The organism is Azospirillum sp. TSO35-2, from assembly GCF_003116095.1.
In the GTDB taxonomy this organism is placed as follows: domain Bacteria; phylum Pseudomonadota; class Alphaproteobacteria; order Azospirillales; family Azospirillaceae; genus Azospirillum.
Window position 1 is genome coordinate 585,807 of sequence record NZ_LGRA01000022.1, and the last position, 17,776, is coordinate 603,582.

At 70.1% G+C, this 17,776-nt stretch carries 16 protein-coding genes; 5 read left to right on the top strand and 11 right to left on the bottom strand.

From position 1 onward, the window contains the following. Window positions 1-23: 23 nt before the first annotated feature. Both TSO352_RS32550 and TSO352_RS32555 read left to right on the top strand, forming a co-directional pair. Window positions 24-1,097 (top strand): putative 2-aminoethylphosphonate ABC transporter ATP-binding protein, encoded by a 1,074-nt coding sequence (locus TSO352_RS32550; RefSeq protein ID WP_109111401.1) that lies wholly within the window; start codon window positions 24-26, stop codon window positions 1,095-1,097. Further along, the gene (locus tag TSO352_RS32555) at window positions 1,094-2,821 is read left to right on the top strand and encodes a putative 2-aminoethylphosphonate ABC transporter permease subunit (protein ID WP_109111402.1); all 1,728 of its coding nucleotides are present in this window, start codon (window positions 1,094-1,096) and stop codon (window positions 2,819-2,821) included. Before TSO352_RS32550 ends, TSO352_RS32555 begins: the two co-directional genes overlap by 4 nt. On the opposite strand, the gene TSO352_RS32560 is transcribed toward TSO352_RS32555, so the two are convergent. Further along, window positions 2,739-3,707, bottom strand: a complete 969-nt coding sequence (locus TSO352_RS32560; protein WP_109111403.1) for a LysR substrate-binding domain-containing protein — start codon at window positions 3,705-3,707, stop codon at window positions 2,739-2,741. The genes TSO352_RS32555 and TSO352_RS32560 overlap by 83 nt on opposite strands. A gap of 102 nt (window positions 3,708-3,809) precedes the next feature. Here TSO352_RS32560 and TSO352_RS32565 point away from each other — a divergent pair, with 102 nt between their 5' ends. Genes TSO352_RS32565 through TSO352_RS32575 form a run of 3 tightly spaced genes read left to right on the top strand, consistent with a single transcriptional unit; the run spans window position 3,810 to window position 7,169 of the window. Then, window positions 3,810-4,928: a 2-aminoethylphosphonate--pyruvate transaminase gene (locus tag TSO352_RS32565; protein ID WP_109111404.1), complete on the top strand. Its 1,119-nt coding sequence runs from the start codon at window positions 3,810-3,812 to the stop codon at window positions 4,926-4,928. A gap of 28 nt (window positions 4,929-4,956) precedes the next feature. Next, entirely contained in the window at window positions 4,957-5,787 is an 831-nt protein-coding gene (gene phnX, locus TSO352_RS32570; protein WP_109111405.1) for a phosphonoacetaldehyde hydrolase, read from the top strand. Between the two features lie 5 nt (window positions 5,788-5,792). After that, complete coding sequence (locus tag TSO352_RS32575; RefSeq protein ID WP_109111406.1) at window positions 5,793-7,169, top strand: aspartate aminotransferase family protein; 1,377 nt, start codon at window positions 5,793-5,795, stop codon at window positions 7,167-7,169. Between the two features lie 21 nt (window positions 7,170-7,190). Here TSO352_RS32575 and TSO352_RS32580 read toward each other — a convergent pair whose 3' ends face one another. The 10 genes from TSO352_RS32580 to TSO352_RS32625 form a co-directional block, all read right to left on the bottom strand. After that, on the bottom strand, window positions 7,191-7,592 hold the full coding sequence (locus tag TSO352_RS32580) for a PAS domain S-box protein (protein ID WP_247872594.1): 402 nt from the start codon (window positions 7,590-7,592) through the stop codon (window positions 7,191-7,193). Between the two features lie 273 nt (window positions 7,593-7,865). Continuing rightward, window positions 7,866-9,212 carry a 2-hydroxycarboxylate transporter family protein gene (locus tag TSO352_RS32585; protein ID WP_247872595.1) on the bottom strand — a complete coding sequence of 449 codons (1,347 nt, stop codon included), beginning with the start codon at window positions 9,210-9,212 and terminating at the stop codon, window positions 7,866-7,868. 441 nt (window positions 9,213-9,653) lie between these two features. After that, a complete protein-coding gene (locus tag TSO352_RS32590) occupies window positions 9,654-10,223 on the bottom strand; it encodes an alpha/beta hydrolase (protein ID WP_109111488.1) in 570 nt (189 codons plus the stop codon). 72 nt (window positions 10,224-10,295) lie between these two features. After that, the gene (gene citG, locus TSO352_RS32595) at window positions 10,296-11,237 is read right to left on the bottom strand and encodes a triphosphoribosyl-dephospho-CoA synthase CitG (protein WP_109111409.1); all 942 of its coding nucleotides are present in this window, start codon (window positions 11,235-11,237) and stop codon (window positions 10,296-10,298) included. Next, on the bottom strand, window positions 11,218-11,775 hold the full coding sequence (gene citX / locus TSO352_RS32600) for a citrate lyase holo-[acyl-carrier protein] synthase (RefSeq protein WP_247872596.1): 558 nt from the start codon (window positions 11,773-11,775) through the stop codon (window positions 11,218-11,220). The genes citG and citX overlap by 20 nt, the downstream gene beginning before the upstream one ends. Before the next feature lie 5 nt (window positions 11,776-11,780). Next, on the bottom strand, window positions 11,781-13,328 hold the full coding sequence (citF, locus tag TSO352_RS32605) for a citrate lyase subunit alpha (RefSeq protein WP_247872597.1): 1,548 nt from the start codon (window positions 13,326-13,328) through the stop codon (window positions 11,781-11,783). 16 nt (window positions 13,329-13,344) lie between these two features. Beyond that, window positions 13,345-14,217, bottom strand: a complete 873-nt coding sequence (gene citE, locus TSO352_RS32610) for a citrate (pro-3S)-lyase subunit beta (RefSeq protein ID WP_109111410.1) — start codon at window positions 14,215-14,217, stop codon at window positions 13,345-13,347. Beyond that, window positions 14,214-14,510 carry a citrate lyase acyl carrier protein gene (citD, locus tag TSO352_RS32615; protein WP_109111411.1) on the bottom strand — a complete coding sequence of 99 codons (297 nt, stop codon included), beginning with the start codon at window positions 14,508-14,510 and terminating at the stop codon, window positions 14,214-14,216. The genes citE and citD overlap by 4 nt, the downstream gene beginning before the upstream one ends. Before the next feature lie 44 nt (window positions 14,511-14,554). Then, the gene (citC, locus tag TSO352_RS32620; RefSeq protein ID WP_109111412.1) at window positions 14,555-15,661 is read right to left on the bottom strand and encodes a [citrate (pro-3S)-lyase] ligase; all 1,107 of its coding nucleotides are present in this window, start codon (window positions 15,659-15,661) and stop codon (window positions 14,555-14,557) included. Window positions 15,662-15,933: 272 nt separating this feature from the next. Beyond that, the coding region (locus TSO352_RS32625) for an NADP-dependent malic enzyme (RefSeq protein WP_109111413.1) at window positions 15,934-17,776 on the bottom strand (1,843 nt) is incomplete at its 5' end.

Sequence of the window (17,776 nt, forward strand, 5' to 3'; positions counted from 1 at the left end):
TTTTCTGTCGGGAAACCTCGCCGATGACCGCCGCGCCCTACCTCCGCCTCGACAGCATCGTCAAGACATTCGGCACGTTCACCGCGCTGAAGGGCGTGTCGCTCGACATCCGGCGCGGTGAGTTCGTCTGCTTCCTCGGGCCGTCCGGCTGCGGCAAGACCACGCTGTTGCGGGTGATCGCCGGTCTCGACCCGCAGAGCGGCGGGACGATCTGGCTGGACGGCCGCAACGTGTCGCGCCTGCCGCCGTCGGCGCGCGATTACGGCATCGTCTTCCAGTCCTACGCGCTGTTCCCCAACCTGACCGTGCACAAGAACGTCGCCTACGGCCTGAAGCTGGGCCGCGCCGCCGAACGGTCGCGGGTGGAGGAGCTGCTGGCGCTGGTCGGCCTGCCCGACGCCGGCCCGAAATACCCGACGCAGCTGTCGGGCGGCCAGCAGCAGCGGGTGGCGCTGGCCCGCGCGCTGGCGCCGGCGCCCGGCCTGCTGCTGCTGGACGAGCCGCTGTCGGCGCTGGACGCGCGGGTGCGGCTGCATCTGCGCCGCCAGATCCGCGACCTGCACCGCCGGCTGGGCGTCACCACCATCATGGTCACCCATGACCAGGAAGAGGCCCTGACCATGGCCGACCGCATCGTGGTGATGAACAACGGCGTGATCGAGCAGGTCGGCACGCCCAACGACGTCTATCACCGGCCGGCCAGCCCCTTCGTCGCCGACTTCGTCGGAGCGATGAACTTCCTGCCGGGCGTGCTGGAGGGGCCGGGACGGGTGCGGCTGGGCGATCGTGGTTTCGAATGCGACGGCGACCATCTGGCCAGCGCCACCCCCGGTGCCGCCGTCACCGTCTGCCTGCGGCCGGAGGACGTGCAGGTCCGCGCGGCCGGCGGCGCCAACACGCTGGATGCGGTGATCGAGAGCCTGGAGTTCCTCGGCCCCTTCCACCGCGCCCGGCTGGCGGCCGACGGGCTGGGCGATGCCCGCGTCACCGCCGATCTGTCGGCCAATCTGGTGCGCGACCTGTCGCTGGACCTCGGGTGCCGTCTGCCGGTGACCCTGCCGCGTGAAAGGCTGCGCGTGTTCGAGGCGGCGCGATGAGCGCCGTCAAGCTGAGCCTGCCCAAACCCGCTGTTCCTGCGCCATCGCGCACCACCGCGCGGCCGGTGGAGCGGAGCGAGCGTTGGCTGTTCGGGCTGGGGCTCGGCGGGATCGCGCTGTTCCTGGCGCTGTTCGTGCTGCTGCCGCTGGGCATGCTGTTCCTGCGCAGCCTGTACGACCGCGACGGCGCCTTCGTCGGGCTCGCCAATTTCGCCGCTTTCCTGGAGGCGCCGGCGCTGACGCGGTCGGTGGTCAACAGCCTGACGCTGTCCGCGCTGACCACGGCCATCACGGTGCCGCTGGCCTTCCTCTACGCCTTCTGCCTGACCCGCACCCACATGGCGGGCAAGGGGCTGTTCCGGCTGCTGGCGCAGATCCCGTTGCTGGCGCCGTCGCTGCTGCCGGCCATTGCCCTGGTCTATCTGTTCGGCAACAAGGGCATCCTGCGCGGCCTGTTGATGGGGGAGAGCATCTACGGGTCCATCGGCATCGTGATGGGCGAGGTGTTCTACAGCTTCCCGCACGCCGTGCTGATCCTGACGGTGGCGCTGTCGACCTCCGACGCCCGCCTGTACGAGGCGGCGGAGGCGCTGGGGGCCGGGGCCTGGAAGCGCTTCGCCACCATCACGCTGCCCGGGGTGCGCTATGGCCTGATCTCCGCCGTCTTCGTGGTCTTCACCCTGGTGGTCACCGATTTCGGCGTGCCCAAGGTGATCGGCGGCTCCACCAACATGCTGGCGACCGACGTCTACAAGCAGGTGGTCGGCCAGCAGAATTTCGGGATGGGCGCCGTGGTCGGCATCGTCCTGCTGCTGCCGGCGGGCCTGGCCTTCGTCGCCGACTGGATCGGCCAGCGCCGGCAGATGGCCCTGCTGTCCGCCCGCTCGGTGCCGTTCCAGCCGCGGCTCAACCCGGTGGGCGACCGCCTGGCCGTGCTGTTCTGCGCGCTGGTCGGCGGCCTGCTGCTGGGCCTGCTGGGGGTGGCCGGCTTCGCCTCCGTCGTCACCTTCTGGCCCTACAACCTGACGCCGACGCTGGCGAATTACGATTTCGCCCAGTTCGACGCGGCGGGATGGGGCAGTTACGCCAACAGCCTGACCCTGGCCGCCGGGACGGCGGTGGCCGGCACCGCCATCGTCTTCACCGGCGCCTGGCTGGTCGAACGCGCGCCGGGACGGGCGGTGATGAAGGGGACGGTGCGGCTGATGGCGGTCCTGCCGCTGGCGGTGCCGGGGATGGCGCTGGGGCTGGCCTACATCTTCTTCTTCAACGCGACCTGGAACCCGTTGAGCTGGCTCTATCACAGCATGGCGATCCTGGTGCTGGCGACGGTGGCGCATTTCTACACCGTCAGCCACCTGACCGCCGTCACCGCGCTGAAGCAGCTCGACGCCGAGTTCGAGGCGGTGTCGGCCAGCCTGAAGGTGCCGGTCTGGTCCACCTTCCTGCGGGTGACGGTGCCTCTGTGCCTGCCGGCCATCCTGGACATCGCCATCTATTTCTTCGTCAACGCCATGACGACGGTGTCGGCGGTGGTCTTCCTCTACGCGCCGGAAACCAAGCCGGCCTCCGTCGCCGTGCTGAACATGGACGATTCGGGCGAGGTGGCGGGCGCCGCGGCCATGGCGATGATGATCGTCCTCACCTCGGCCGCCGTGCGGGCGTTGCATGCCCTGCTGTCGCGCGCGCTGCATCGGCGGACGCAGGCGTGGCGGCGGCATTGACGCCGCCGACCTCCTGCGCCACCTCGCGGGCCAGATCCAGGAAGGCGCGCACCACCGCCAGCCGGCGGCGTTCGCGCAGGCAGACCACATACTCGTCCATCTCGATCTCGGCCCCGGCGATCGGCAGCAGTGCCAGCCGCCCGTCGCCGGTGAATTCGGCGGCCGAGGTGAACCCCACCCCCAAGCCGGCCGCCACCGCCTCCACCACCGCCTCGCGGCTTTGAATCTCGATGACGGCGGCGGGCGTGACCTCCGCCGCCGCCAGCGCGCGCTCGACCAGCCGGCGGGTCATCGATCCCGGTTCGCGCAGCACCAGCCGCTCCGTTGCCAGATCGGTCACAGCCACCGCCCGGCGCCGGGCCAGCGGATGCGTCTTGGGCACCAGCGCCCGCACCGGATCCCGCCGCAGCGGCAGCACGTAGAGCCGCGAATCGCCCGGCACGTCGGCCAGAACCGCCACGTCGATGCGCGTTTCCATCAGCCCTTCCAGCATGGCGCGGGAGTTGCCGACCGCCAGCGTCACCGTCGGTCCCGGATGGACGCGGGTGAAACGGGCGATCAGCGGCACCGCATGGAACGGCCCGTCGGCCCCGACCGCCAGCGTCCCGCCATCCAGATGCCGCACCCCGGCCAGCAGTTCCATCGCTTCCTGCTCCGCCGCGAACAGGCGGCGGGTGACGGTGAACAGCGCGGTGCCGACCTCGGTCAGCGCCACCTGACGGTTGCTGCGGTCGAACAGGGTGACGCCGTAGGTCTCCTCCAGCGCCTTCACCTCCTGGGAGCAGGTCGGCTGCGTCACGTTCAGCAGGCGTGCGGCCTTGGTGAATCCCCCCTCCGTCGCCACGGCGTGGAAGGCGCGGAGCTGGGCAAAGTTCATTGATTTCATCTATGGACCCATAGGTCGAATGGATTGGATTTATAATAGGCGAAACGGCGTCATGGGGCCATTCCGACAGCTCCGGTTCCTGTCCTTCTTCGGGATCTCCCCATGCCTGACACTGTGCCCTACCTGCTGACCCCGGGTCCGCTGACCACCTCCGCCACCGTGAAGCAGGCGATGCTGCGCGACTGGGGGTCGCGCGACGGCCGCTTCATCGCGCTGAACGCCGGCATCCGCGACCGGCTGGTGCGTCTGGCCGGCGGCAGCGCCGATCGCCACGTCGCGGTGCCTGTCCAGGGCTCCGGCACCTTCGCGGTGGAGGCGATGATCGGCACGCTGGTGCCGCGTGACGGCCGGCTGCTGGTGCTGGTCAACGGCGCCTACGGCACCCGCATGGTCCGCATCGCCGAGGTCGCCGGTCGCGCCGTCTCCGCGCTGGCGGTGGCCGAAGACCAGCCGGTGTCGCCCGACGCGCTGGCGGCGGCGCTCGACGCCGATCCGGCGATCACCCATGTCGCCGTGGTCCAGTGCGAGACGACGTCCGGCATCCTCAACCCGGTCGAGGCGGTCGCCGAGGTCACGCGGTCGCGCGGCCGCGCCCTGCTGATCGACGCCATGAGCGCCTTCGGTGCCCTGCCGCTGGACATGGCGGCGCTGGGCGCGGTGGCGGTCGCCGCATCCTCCAACAAATGCCTGGAGGGCGTGCCGGGCATGGGCTTCGTCATCGCCCGCCGCGACACGCTGGAGGCGGCGAAGGGCAACGCCCATTCCCTGTCGCTCGACCTGCACGACCAGTGGCGCGGGTTCGAGGCGAACGCCCAATGGCGCTTCACCCCGCCGACCCATGTGGTCGCCGCCTTTGCCCAGGCGCTGGACGAGCATGAGGCGGAAGGCGGGGTGGAAGGCCGTGGCGCCCGTTACCGCGCCAACGCCGCCATCCTGATCGGCGGCATGCGGGCGCTGGGGTTCGAGACGCTGCTGCCCGACCGCCTGCAGGCGCCGATCATCGTTACCTTCCGCATGCCGGCCGACCCGGCCTTCGTCTTCGCCGATTTCTACGACCGGCTGCGCGAGCGCGGCTTCGTCATCTATCCCGGCAAGCTGACGGTGGCCGACAGCTTCCGCATCGGCTGCATCGGCCGGCTGGGAGCGGAGGAGATGACCGCCGCCATCGCCGCCATCCGCGCCACGCTGGCCGCGATGGGCGTCGCCTCCGGCGCTCCCTGACCCTCCTGTCCCACGGAAAGTCCATGCCATGAGCTTCGTCTATTCGCGCCGCTACACCGGCCCGCTCCAGGCCGTCATTCTCGATTGGGCTGGCACCACGGTGGACCATGGCTGCCTCGCCCCGGCCGGCGCCTTCATCGAGGCCTTCCGGCGCTCCGGCGTCGCCATCACGCCGGATCAGGCCCGCGCCCCGATGGGTATGGCCAAGTGGCACCACATCCAGGCGATCACCCGCATGGCGCCGGTGGCCGATGCCTGGGCCGCCATCCACGGTGCCGCCCCGACCGACGCCGACGTCGACCGCCTTTACGACACCTTCCTGCCCTTGCAGGTCGAGGTGGTGGAGCGCCATTCCGACGTGATCCCCGGTGCCGCCGAGACGGTCGCCGCCATGCGGGCGCGCGGGCTGAAGATCGGCTCGACCACCGGCTATCCGCGCCCGGTGATGGAGGTGGTGCAGCGCGTGGCGGCATCGCAGGGCTACGAGCCCGACATCACCGTCTGCGCCGGCGAGACGCCGGCCGGCCGGCCGGGGCCGGCGATGGCGTTGCATTGCGTCGTCGCCTTGTCGGTGTCCCCGGTCGAGGCCTGCGTGAAGATCGGCGACACCGTGGTCGATGTCGAAGAGGGGCTGAACGCCGGCATGTGGACCATCGCGGTGGCCGACACCGGCAACGAGGTCGGCCTGCCGCTCGCCGACTGGCAGGCGCTGGCGTCCGAGCGGCGCGACGCGCTGCACGCCGCCGCCGTCGACCGCCTGGCCCGCGCCGGTGCCCATTACGTCGTCCGCTCGCTGGCCGAGGCGCTGCCGCTGCTTGACGCCATCGAGGCCCGGCTGGCGCGCGGCGAAAAGCCGTGACGCCGATGCGGCCCGATCGTTCCGAAGGCGACATCAACCTCGGGCCGCAGCGCGCGCGCTGGATGGCGGCGGCGCTCGGCCCTCGCACCCGCGCCCTGGTGGAGCGCGACGCCGCCGCCTTCCTCCGGCAGTCCCTGTCCACCCCCTGCCTGTCGGCGATCCGCAAGGCCGAGGGCATCTGGATCGAGGATATGGACGGCCGCCGTTTCATGGACTTCCACGGGAACAGCGCCCATCACATCGGCTATGCCCACCCCCGGCTGGTTGCGGCGCTGAAGGCGCAGATGGACGATCTGGCCTTCGCGCCGCGCCGCTTCGCCTGCGAGCCGGCGGCGGAACTGGCGGAACGGCTGGCGGCGCTGGCCCCGACCGGCCCCGGAAGCCGCGTGCTGTTCGCCCCCGGCGGATCGGAGGGGATCGAGATCGCGCTGAAGCTGGCTCGTGTCGCCACCGGCCGCTTCAAGACGCTGTCCTTCTGGGATGCCTTCCACGGTGCCGGCTTCGGGGCGTCCAGCGTCGGCGGGGAGGCGCTGTTCCGCTCCCATGGAGTTGGGCCGCTGTTGCCGGGGACCGAACATGTGGCGCCCTTCGCCTGCGCCCGCTGCCCCTACGGCTTCGACCCCGCCCCCGGCGGCGGCCCTGATCTCGACGCCTGCCGGATGACCTGCGCGCGCATGCTGCGCTACGTGCTGGAGAAGGAGGGCGATGTCGCCGCCGTGGTGGCGGAACCGGTGCGCGCCGTTCCCTATGTCCCGCCGCCGGGCTTCTGGGCCGAGGTGCGGCGGGCCTGCGACGCGGCCGGCACCCTGCTGATCTTCGACGAAATCCCGACCGGCCTCGGCAAGACCGGCAGCCTGTTCAGCCATGAGCCGTTCGGTGCCCGGCCCGACATCCTGGTGCTGGGCAAGGCGCTGGGCGGAGCCATGCTGCCGCTGGCCGCCGTGATTGCCCGCGCCGGCCTGGATGTGGCCGCCGACCGGGCGCTCGGCCACTACACCCACGAGAAGAACCCGCTTCTCGCCCGCGCCGGCCTGACCACCCTGGACATCATCCGGGACGAGGGGCTGGTGGACCGCGCCGCCGAGTTGGGCGCGTTCGCACTGGATCGCCTGCGCGAGCTGACGGCCCGGACGCCGGGAATCGCCGGCATCCGGGGGGCCGGGTTGCTGATCGGGGTGGAACTGGCCGATCATGACGGCCGCCGCGCCGCCGATCGGGCGGAGGCGTCCTTCTACGCGGCGCTCGACAGGGGAGTGAGCCTGAAGATATCGCAGGGAACCGTCCTGACCCTGTCGCCGCCCTTGACCATTTCACCGACGGATCTGGAGCGGGCTCTGGCGGTTCTGGCGCAGGCGATCGCGACGGCGGTGTTCACGGACTGAGGCGTCCGCCTTTTCCCGGACTCAGCGGCCGGCCAACTGCTTGCGCAGCGCCTTCAGCTCTTCAAAGCGCGCCGTGACATCGCGCATCACCGAGGCCATGCCCATCATCGCCCCCTGGTCATCATGAATCGGGACGATGGTGAACTCGACGGAGATGCGCCGCCCGTCCTTGTGCAGGGCGGGAACCGACAGCAGGGCGCCTTTTTCATAGCGGCTTTTGCCGGTCGCCATGACCCGGGCGTAGCCTTCCCAATGGATTGCACGCTGCCGCTCCGGAATGATCAAATCGAGGCTCTTGCCGAGCGCCTCGGCCGCGGTGAAGCCGAAGATGCGCTCCGCGCCCTCGTTCCAGAACCGGATCACGCCCTGGTCGTCGGAATAGACGATCCCGTCCGAGGCGGTGTGGATCAGCGCCTGCGCCATGCGGCGCTGGTCGTCCTGGCTCAGCATCGGGGCTTCGGGTGATGGCGTCTGCACAGCGTACCCATCCTTTCCTGAGGGAGGCGAGCGTTCAGCGGCGGGATTCATCCACCTGAGCCCGGCCGGAGGTGGCCGGCGTGGACCGTGCGATCATCCGATCCTACAACAGATCCTCCGCGACACCAACCCGGGCGCCGCCACACGCAGAAACGCCCTTCCGCCCCGGCCTGTTCGGACGGGGCGGAAGGGCGCCGTGCCGGAGCCGGCCGGCCCGGTTCACATCAGCTTTGCCATCGCGATCAGCGACAGGGTGACGGTGATCGCGCCGCCGATGCGGGTCGCCACCTGGGCGAAGGGCATCAGCTGCATCCGGTTGGCCGCGGTGAGGATGGCCACGTCGCCGGTGCCGCCCTGGCCGCAGTTGCAGGAATTGATGATGGCGGTTTCGATCGGGTACATCTTCACCATCCGGCCGACGAAGAAGCCGACCGTCATGTGCGTCGCCACCGTGCAGAAGATGATGATCAGGTTCTGCAGGTTGAAGGCCGACATCAGCTTGTCCCACGGCGTCACCGCCACGCCCATCGCGAACAGCAGCGGGTAGGTGACGGCGACCTGGAAGAACTTGTAGACGACACCGGCGCCGGCTTCGAGCGAGGGCGAGGCCAGTTGCAGCACCTTGATCAGCACCGCGATGAACAGCATCGCCACCGGGGCCGGCAGGCCGACCAGCTTCTGGGCCATCACGCCCATCAGGTACAGGGTGACGGCGAACATGCCGGCCGCGGCCACGGTGTTGGCGTCGATCGGACCGCTGTGCTTCTTCGCCTCGGCGAAGTGGGAGGCGCTGCCGGGCTGGAGCTGGCCGTTGCCGGTCAGGTGCGGCATGCGCTTGCCGATGAAGTTCAGCAGGCCCGACATCAGGATGGCCATCAGGCTGCCCAGCATGACCATCGGCAGGACCTGCGCGAAGATCTCGCCCTGGTTGCCGTTCAGGATCTCGGCGTAGCCCATCGACAGCGGGATGGCGCCCTCGCCGACGCCGCCCGACATGATCGGCGCGACGATGTAGAAGAAGGTGTGCTTGGCGTCGAGGCCGAGCAGGGTGCCGACCAGGGTGCCGACGCAGCCCGCCGCGATGGCGCCGCTCGCCAGCGGCATGAAGATCTTGAAGAAGCCCTTCACCAGCGCGTCGCGGTTCATGCTCAGCACGCTGCCGACGATGATGCAGGCGATGAACAGGTAGAGGAAGTTGGTGAACTTGGTGAACTCCACCACCGACTTCAGCATCTGCGCCGGAAGCACCTGATAGTACGCCAGGGCCGACGGGATGAAGGTGGCGAAGATCGCCGCCGCGCCGATGTGGCGGAACACGGGAAGCCGCTTGCCCAGCTCGCCGCAGCTGAAGCCGCAGACCGCCAGCACCGCGATCATCATGTTGATCTCATGCGTCAGCGATCCCGTCACGACGGAGCCGGCGAACACCGCAAGCAGCACGACGAACACCGGAACGGGGACGATCCCGATGCGGACGTCGAGCAGCGCCCACCACAGCGTGCGCCAATCGGTGCGGCCGCCGGATGCCGATGCGCCGAGCGGCTCATCGAGTGGAACGGAGGTCATAGAGACTTCACTGGGCATGGGATCCTCCAGACATTGCGGTTGTCGGCGCACAAGGACGCGGCTGCGGGTCCGATGACCCGTTCCGGCGCGGTTTCTGTGTCGCGGGTGGATGGGGAGGCCGTGATCGGCAGCGCACCGAAAGAGCCTGGACGAACGTCTCCGATGATCGGCTGGATCACCGGGACAAGAACCGAACCTCCGTCGCAGCGCTGCGAAAGCCCGGCAAAAGAACAGGCCCGTTCACGCTGTGGCTCTCAACGCCACAGTGTCTGCCGGCCGGGCCATATCCGGTATTCTCTGCTTGGTGTTTCAGACCCTCTTCTGCGGAGCGGGCCTGTCACGGGTTTGATGCGTTCACCACCGTTGGCCTTGGTTGATTTTTATCCATCGGAACTGTCAGAAGCCTGTCAGCGCATCATTGTTGGAAAAATCAGCTCCGCGTCAGCCTGTTCCGGCATCGACGCGGGCCACCAGCGCCCGCAGGATCCGCAGCCCGTAGGGCCAGGGACCGAAGCCGGCCTCGGCGTTGATGTGCCCGGCCTCGCCGAGATCGACCAGTTCCGCCTGCCACGCGCCGGCCCAGTGGACGGCGCGGGGGAAGCGCATCACCGGGTCGTTGTGGCTGGCGACCACCACGGCGGGGACGCCGAGCGGCGTGGTCGGCACGCGGTCCTCGGCCTCGAAGCGCGACGGCTCCGCCGGGGCGACCACCATCAACCCGGCGATGGCGTGGCTGCGGTCGGCGGCAAGGCAGCAGGAGGCGAGCGCGCCGAAGCTGTGCCCGACCAGGATGGCCGGCCGCGACCGCGGGCCGAGGAGACGGCGGATCGCGCCGATCCAGCGTTCGATGTCGGCGGTGTTCCAGTCGCGCTGCGCGATGCGCTGCCAGAAGCCGTGACGCGCCTGCCAATGGGTCTGCCAGTGTTCCGGCCCGCTGTCGTAGAGCCCCGGCACCAGCACGAAGCTGTAGCGCGCCGACGCCTCCGACAGGGCCGCATCAACCTCGTGCATCTGTTCGAATCCCATGGCCCACCGCCGTCTTCGTGCCGGTTTCTTCGTGCCGGTCGCTGTCCGGCCGGTGCCTTACGCCGTCCGTCCGTCGACCCCGGTCAGGTTGGACAGGAACCAGGTGACGGCCAGCAGGTCGGCGCTGCCGCCGGGGCTGAGGTTGCGGCGGATCACCGCGTCGTCCAGCGCCGCCATCCGCCGCAGGAATCCCGGCGCCCCGACGCCGCCGGCGCGGCGCAGGCGCATCGCCTCCCCCTGGAGGAAGGCCAGCCCCTCCAGCCCGCCCCGCGCCACCACGTTGGTGTCGGGGTTGAAGGCCAGCAACTCCAGCAGGGCGCCGTGCAGCGCGATGTTCGCGCCGGCGCCGGCGGTGCGCAGCCGCTCGAACACCGGCAGCGCGTGCGCCCGCACCGTGGCGAAGCCCGAGGCCGCCTCGCCGCGGGCGCCGGTCAGCCCATGGCGGCGGAACAGATGCTCGCCCGCCGTGGTGGCCTCGGCCGACCGCCGCAATTCGTCGACCACGCCGGCGCAGACCGCCGCCACCTCCGCGCACAGCGGCCCGGTGGTCACGGCGGCGCCACGCCCGGCGAGCCGCCCGGCCGCCGCGCACAGCAGCCCGAAGGCAAAGACGCTGCCCTTGTGGGTGTTGACGCCGCCGGTGGCGCGCAGCATGGCGCGCTCGCACGCCAGACCATCGGGGCGGATGCGCGGCAGGAACAGCCCGGCCGGCAGTTCGCAGTCGGCCAGCCCGAGCGTGAAGAACCGGGCGAACCAGGGGGCGATGGCGCTGGCGCTGGCGCGGAAGGTCGACAGGTCCATGTCGCGGTGCGAGCCGCTGTTGCGCCGGTCCACCAGCCCCGGCTTGGGCGTCAGCAGAACCTCGCGCAGCAGCGACTGGTGGGCCAGACGGGCGAGCCGGTCCCCCAGCGCGGGGGCGCCGGCCGGCGTCCTGCTTCGCTGGAAGGACCAGGGAAGTGGAGCGATGACGGGGCCGGCCTCAGCGAGAGCGGAATGCATGCACCTTCTCCTCGATCACCGCCAGCACCGCGTCCAGCGGGTGGCGGCGCGCCCGCGCGCAGGCGTGCGCCGGCTCACCACAGACCAGACAGCGCCGCGGCGCCAGCCCCAATGTCCCGCGCGACAGGCTGCCGCCCTGCGGGTCGAGGACGTCGAGGTCCCACAACCGGCCCAGCGGATGCCCGTCCTCCAGCGCCGCCACCGCCCGCTTCAGGTCACGGGCGTCGGCGGCGACGGCGTAGAGCGCCTCCGCCCCGGTGGCGGCCCAGTGCGGCCGGTGGAACGGAATCGCCCAGCCCGTCCGGCGGAACAGCGCGTCGAGTTCGCCCAGCGCCGTGTCCATGACGAAGCGCGACAGCGGCGTGTCCTTGACCGGCCCCGGCATCACCAGCGTTGCCGACAGGACCGGCAGGCGGAAGCGGTCGAGCGCATCGCGCTGCCGCTCCACCCGCCGGTCCCGCGCGTCCAGCATGTCGGCCAGCGCCACCGGCGCACCGGCGGCGGGGAGCGGGGTGGTCTCCACCGCCATCGGTTCCATCGCCGTCAGTCCTTCACCTGGCGCACGACGTCGATCACGCTGCCGTCGCGGTAGCGGATGATGCCGACCACCTTGTCGAGGAACTCGATTGGCCGCGGTTCGCCGGTGATCGACTCCGCCCGCTGCTGAAGCTCCCCGATGGTCATGACCGGCAGGCCGGCCGCCGTCAGGCGCTCCGCGATCTCCGGGCGGTTGGGGTTGACGGCGATGCCGTGGTCGGTGACCAGCACGCCGACGCACTCGCCCGGCGTCACCACCGTGGTCACGCGGCGCACCACGGTGGGGATGCGGCTGCGGATCAGCGGCGCCACGACGATCGACAGGTTGGCGGCGGCCGCCACGTCGGAGTGCCCGCCGGACGCCCCGCGCATCACGCCGTCGGAGCCGGTGATGACGTTGACGTTGAAGGCGAGGTCGATCTCCAGCGCGCTGAGGATCACTAGGTCGAGCTGGTCGCAGTAGGTGCCCTTGGAGCCGGGGTTGGCGTACTCGTTGGTCGACACCTCGATGTGGCCGGGGGAGCTGCGCAGCGATTCCGCGGCGTCGCCGTCGAAGCTCTGGGTGTCGATGATCCGCTCGATCAGCCCCTTCTTGTGCAGGTCGACGATGCCGCCGGTGATGCCTCCCAGCGCGAAGCTGGCGGTGATCCCCGCCTTGCGCATGTGGCCTTCGAGGAAGCGGGTCGCCGCGGTGGACGAGGCGCCCGAACCGGTCTGCAGCGAGAAACCCTGCACGAAATAGCCGGAATGGACCATCACCTCGGCGGCGTAGCGGGCGATCAGCAGTTCGCGCGGGTTGCTGGTGATGCGCGCGGCGCCGACGCTGATCTTCGACGGGTCGCCGATCTGCTCGACCTTGACGATGAAATCGACCTGATCCTGCGAGATGCTGGCCGGGGCGTTGGGGAAGGGCACGATCTCCTCGGTCAGCAGGATCACCGTGCCGGCGTTCTCGGCGTCGACCTTGGCGTAGCCGAGCGCGCCGCAGCGCGAGCGGCCGCTGATGCCGTTGGCGTTGCCGAAGCTGTCGGCGGTCGACACGCCGAGGAAGGCGACGTCGATGGTCAGCTCGCCGTCCTGGATCAGCTTCACCCGGCCGCCGTGGGAGTGGATGTTGATCGGGTGCTTCATAAGCCCGTGGCTGATCGCCTCGGCCAGCTTGCCGCGCATGCCGGAGGTGTAGATGCGGCTGATGACGCCGTTGCGGATGTGCTCGATCAGCGGCGCGTTGCAGCTCAGCAGCGACGACGGCGCCAGGGTCAGGTCCTTGAAGCCCATGCGGGCCAGCAGGTCGACCACGGTGTTGATCGTCTTGTCGCCTTCCCGGAACGCGTGGTGGAAAGAGATGGTCATGCCGTCCTTGAGGCCGGAGCGGCGGATCGCCTCCTCCAGCGTCCCGCAGATTTTGCGCGACCGCTTGGCCACCGGGTCCTTCAGGTAGGGCGTCTGGTGCGCGAAACCGCTGAAGAGCGGCAAGGTGCGGCCCTGGCGGTCCAGCAGAGGCTCGTCCGCCAGAGGCTGGACGGCGAGCCCGTTTTCGATGAGGTCGTTCACGACAGGGATCTCCACTCTATTTGCGGGTGCCCGACGCCTCGGCCCGCTGCAGCACACGGCGCGCGTGGTCGATGACGGGTCCGTCGATCATTTTTCCGTTGAGCGAGACGACGCCCAAGCCCTTGCGTTCGCCCTCCGCCGCCGCGGCGACGACGCGCCCGGCGTACTCGACCTCTTCCTCGGTCGGGGCATAGGCGTTGTGCAGCAGCTCGATCTGGCGCGGGTTGATCAGCGACTTGCCGTTGAAGCCCAGCCGCTTGATCAGGTCGACCTCCTTCAGGAAGCCGGCCTCGTCGTTCAGGTCGGACCACACCACGTCGAAGGCGTCGATCTTGGCGGCGCGCGCGGCGTGCAGCACGGCGCAGCGGGCGTAGAACAGCTCGGTGCCGTCGCCCCGCTCGGTCTGCATGTCCATGACATAGTCGAAGCCGGCCAGCGCGATGCCGATCAGGCGCGGCGACGCCTTGGCGATGCTCACCGCGTTGATGACGCCGCTGGCGGATTCGATGGCCGCCATCAGCCGGGTGGAGCCGACCTCGCGCCCGCAGGCGCGCTCGATCCGCTCGACCTCGCGCTCCAGCAGCTCGACGTCCTCGGCGCAATCGGTCTTGGGCAGGCGGACGACGTCGACGCCGGCCCGCACCGCGGCCTCCAGATCGGCGTGGCCGAACGGGGTGTTGAGGGGGTTGATGCGCACCACCGTCTCGATCTCGCGATAGACCGGGAGCTGGAGCGCCTGGAAGACCAGGAGGCGCGCGGAATCCTTCTCGCGCAGCGACACGGCGTCCTCCAGATCGAACATGATCGAGTCCGGCTTGTAGACGAACGCCGTGCTCAGCATGGCGGCGTTGGCACCGGGCAGGAACAGCATGCTGCGGCGCAGTTTCATGACAGGGCGCTCCAGTTGATCTGTTGGGCCTCGGCCCCGCGCATCACCGCGGTCTGGACGCGGGCGCGGATGGCGCAGTCGAGCGCGCCCTTGTCCTCCACCACGACCAGGCCGGCGGTGACCTCCAGCTTGTTCAGCGTGTCCCGTACAACATGGTCGATCTGGGCGCCGAACTGCTGCATCACCTCGCTGCTGATGACGATTTCCAACCCGGCGCCCGGTGCGGGCGCCACCTTCACCAGCAGGTCGCTCGATTCGAGTGTGCCCGCCAGGGCCTCTTTCACGATCTTCATCGGTCTCACTCCAGATGGTCCGGCGGCCCCGCCGCCGAACCGGTTCAGACGCCGACCGCCATGGCCCGGCGCGGGATCACGTCGGGCTCGCCGCCGGACAGGATCGGGTCGGGGGCGAACGGCAGGATGTTGGGCACGTATTTGTCCCGCAGCAGCTCATAGGTCGCGGCGGGCACCAGGGCGCGGATGCGCTCGAAATCGCGGTTGCGCAGCAGGCGGCGCACCTCCGACGCCGAGATCGGCGTGCCGTCCGACTGGGTGCGTGTCTCTTCGATGACGGTCACGGCCGGTGCGGCGGACGGCGCCGTCTGCAGCCAGTACTTCATGTCGGCGTTGTATTTGCGCGTGGTCCCGCAGAAGGGCTCGGTCCCGACGAAACGGTGGGTGATGCCCAGCGCCGGCGCGATGAAGTTGCGGAACAGCAGCAGGTCGATCGCCGTGCAGCAGTCGCCGACCACCCCCTTCTCCTTGAAGAAGTAGTTCGGGAAGGTGGCGCGCGAGACCATGTATTGGGAGCCGTGGTGCAGGGTCAGCCGGGGAATGCCCCGGACACCCTCCTCCACCAGCGCGTAGCGGTCGCGGTAGGACACGAAGGAGGCGTCCTCGCTGACCACGAACAGGTGCAGCCAGTCGCACCGCTCGGCCGCCAGCGACACGAGGTAGCGGTGGCCCAGCGTGAAGGGGTTGGCGTTGATGACGACGCCGCCGATCGTCGCCCCCGGCCGGCGCGCAGCGCGCAGCCGGTCGCAGTAGGAGCGGATGCCGACCGGCGTGTTCTCCATCAGCGTGACGTAGTCCGGCACCTCGGCCAGCGGGTAGAAGCCGCAGCCCTGGAAGAAGGACACGTTCTCCGGCCGGGTGTAGAGGAAGAGGTGCGAGTGGCCGCGCTCGTAGGCGAGATGGACCACCTCGCTCAGCAGCGTCAGGCTCAGCGAGCCGCCGCGCAGGTCGGGGTCGATCGCGCAGCACTTGACGATGTTGCTTTCCAGCCCGGCGCAGGCCACCAGCCGCCCGGCGCGGCGGCAGACCACGAAGACCTGGATCTGCTCCTCGTAATCGAGGCCGCAGCGCCCCAGAAGGGACCGGATCTCCTGCCGTTCCTTTGAATGGACGGCGGGGTCGACGGCGTAGAAGTCGAGTTCGTCGGTCACGGATCCATGCTCCCTTTGGAGCTTCCGATGAGGGGCGCGGTCGTGGTGTGGGGAGGCAGGGCCATGGCCCGCACAAGCGCCGTGTTCCTGGGGAGTGTAGCGGTGGACATCTGTCAAGGCGCTGTCAGGACCCGCCGCTTCGCACCCCTTTTCCACTCGCGGCAGCTCTGCGTCTTTCGATGGCGTGGCGGACGGGTGCCTGGAATCGGCAGGCCCGGCCGTCCCTCGCGGGGCGGCCGGGCCTGGCTGGGTCGTTGCGGCGGTTCGCCGGCTTATTCCGCCGCCTGCCGCAGCGGGATGGGGGTTCCGTCCATCTGGGCGTCCACCACCGCCAGCGCGGTGATGTTGACCAGACCGCGGGTGGTGATCGCCGGGGTGACGATGTGCGCCGGCGCGCTGACGCCCAGCAGGATCGGGCCGACCGACAGGCCCTCGCCCAGCACCTTCAGCATCTCGAAGGCGATGTTGGCGGCGTCCAGCGTCGGCATGACCAGCAGGTTCGCCTCGCCGCGCAGCCGGCCGTTGGGTAGCATGGCGTCGCGCACCGTTTGCGACAGGGCGGCGTCGGCGTGCATCTCGCCGTCGGCCTCCAGCTCTGGCGCGCGCTGGCGCAGCAGGGCGCAGGCGGTGCGCATCTTGACCGCGGAGGGGGAGTCGGAACTGCCGAAGTTGGAGTGCGACAGCAGCGCCACCTTCGGCTCGATGCCGAAATGCCGCACCTTCTCCGCCGCCAGCATGGCGATCTCGGCGATCTCCGCCGCGGTCGGGTCGGGGTTGACGTGGGTGTCGCAGAGGAAATAGGTGCCTTTGGCCAGGATCAGCAGGTTCATCGCCGCCGACACCGGGGAGTCGCCGCGGCGGCCGAGCACGTCGCGGACGCGGCGGTGATGCTCGGCGTAGAGGCCGGCGGTGCCGCAGACCATGGCGTCGGCGGCGCCGCGCCGGACCATCAGGCTGGCGAAGACGGTGCTGTCGGTCCGCGCCACCGTGTTGGCGAAGGCCGGCGACACGCCGCGCCGCCCCATGATCTGCCGGTAGATGTCGGCGTATTCGGCGCAGCGCGGGTCGCGCACCGGCTCCACCACCTCGACGTCGCGGCCGGGGACGAGCCGCAGGCCGAGCGCCTCGATCTGCCGCGCCACCACCTCGGGCCGGCCGAGCAGGATCGGCCGGGCGATGGCCTCGTCCACCGCCACCTGGGCGGCGCGCAGCACGCGGTCGTCCTCGCCCTCCGCGTAGACGACGCGCTTCGGCGCCTGGGCGGCCTTGTGGAACACCGGCTTCATGACGAGGCCGGAGCGGAAGACATACTGCCCCAGCCGCTCCCGGTAGGCGCGCAGGTCGGCCAGCGGGCGGGTCGCCACTCCGCTGTCCATCGCGGCCTTGGCCACCGCCGACGCCACCTCGACGATCAGGCGGGGGTCGAACGGCTTGGGCAGGATGTAGTCGGGGCCGAAGCGCAACTGCTCGCCGGTGTAGGCGGCGGCGACCACGTCCGACGCCTCGACCCGCGCCATGTCGGCGATCGCCCGCACGCAGGCGATCTTCATCGCTTCGTTGATGGTGGTGGCGCCGACATCCAGCGCGCCGCGGAAGATGAAGGGGAAGCAGAGGACGTTGTTGACCTGATTGGGGTAATCGGAGCGGCCGGTGGCGATGATCGCGTCCGGACGGGCGGCCCGCGCCTCCTCCGGGGTGATCTCCGGATCGGGGTTGGCCAGCGCCAGGATCAGCGGCCTGGGCGCCATCGTCTTGACCATGGCGCCGGTCAGCACCCCCGGCCCCGACAGGCCGAGGAACAGGTCGGCGCCGACCGCTGCCTCCGCCAGGGTGCGGACGGCGCTGTCGGTGGCGTAGCGGTCCTTGTGCGGGTTCATGCCGACGTTGCGGCCGCGGTAGACCACGCCCTCGCGGTCGACCAGGACGATGTTGCTGCGTTTCAGCCCCATGCCGACCAGCAGGTCGAGGCAGGCGATGCCCGCCGCCCCGCCGCCGGTGGAGACGACGCGCAGATCCTCGATCCGCTTGCCGACCACCTGCAGCCCGTTGTAGACCGCCGCCGCGACGACGATGGCGGTGCCGTGCTGGTCGTCGTGGAAGACCGGGATCTTCATC

Bases quoted from the DNA above. Each gene is read 5' to 3' on its own strand.
- phnX (WP_109111405.1), top strand. From the start codon at position 4,957: ATGAGCTTCGTCTATTCGCGCCGCTACACCGGCCCGCTCCAGGCCGTC.
- TSO352_RS32575 (WP_109111406.1), top strand. From the start codon at position 5,793: ATGCGGCCCGATCGTTCCGAAGGCGACATCAACCTCGGGCCGCAGCGC.
- citE (WP_109111410.1), bottom strand. From the start codon at position 14,217: ATGAAACTGCGCCGCAGCATGCTGTTCCTGCCCGGTGCCAACGCCGCC.
- TSO352_RS32585 (WP_247872595.1), bottom strand. From the start codon at position 9,212: ATGACCTCCGTTCCACTCGATGAGCCGCTCGGCGCATCGGCATCCGGC.
- TSO352_RS32550 (WP_109111401.1), top strand. From the start codon at position 24: ATGACCGCCGCGCCCTACCTCCGCCTCGACAGCATCGTCAAGACATTC.
- TSO352_RS32590 (WP_109111488.1), bottom strand. From the start codon at position 10,223: ATGCACGAGGTTGATGCGGCCCTGTCGGAGGCGTCGGCGCGCTACAGC.
- TSO352_RS32555 (WP_109111402.1), top strand. From the start codon at position 1,094: ATGAGCGCCGTCAAGCTGAGCCTGCCCAAACCCGCTGTTCCTGCGCCA.
- TSO352_RS32580 (WP_247872594.1), bottom strand. From the start codon at position 7,592: ATGGCGCAGGCGCTGATCCACACCGCCTCGGACGGGATCGTCTATTCC.
- citX (WP_247872596.1), bottom strand. From the start codon at position 11,775: ATGGAACCGATGGCGGTGGAGACCACCCCGCTCCCCGCCGCCGGTGCG.
- citG (WP_109111409.1), bottom strand. From the start codon at position 11,237: ATGCATTCCGCTCTCGCTGAGGCCGGCCCCGTCATCGCTCCACTTCCC.
- citD (WP_109111411.1), bottom strand. From the start codon at position 14,510: ATGAAGATCGTGAAAGAGGCCCTGGCGGGCACACTCGAATCGAGCGAC.
- TSO352_RS32565 (WP_109111404.1), top strand. From the start codon at position 3,810: ATGCCTGACACTGTGCCCTACCTGCTGACCCCGGGTCCGCTGACCACC.
- TSO352_RS32560 (WP_109111403.1), bottom strand. From the start codon at position 3,707: ATGAAATCAATGAACTTTGCCCAGCTCCGCGCCTTCCACGCCGTGGCG.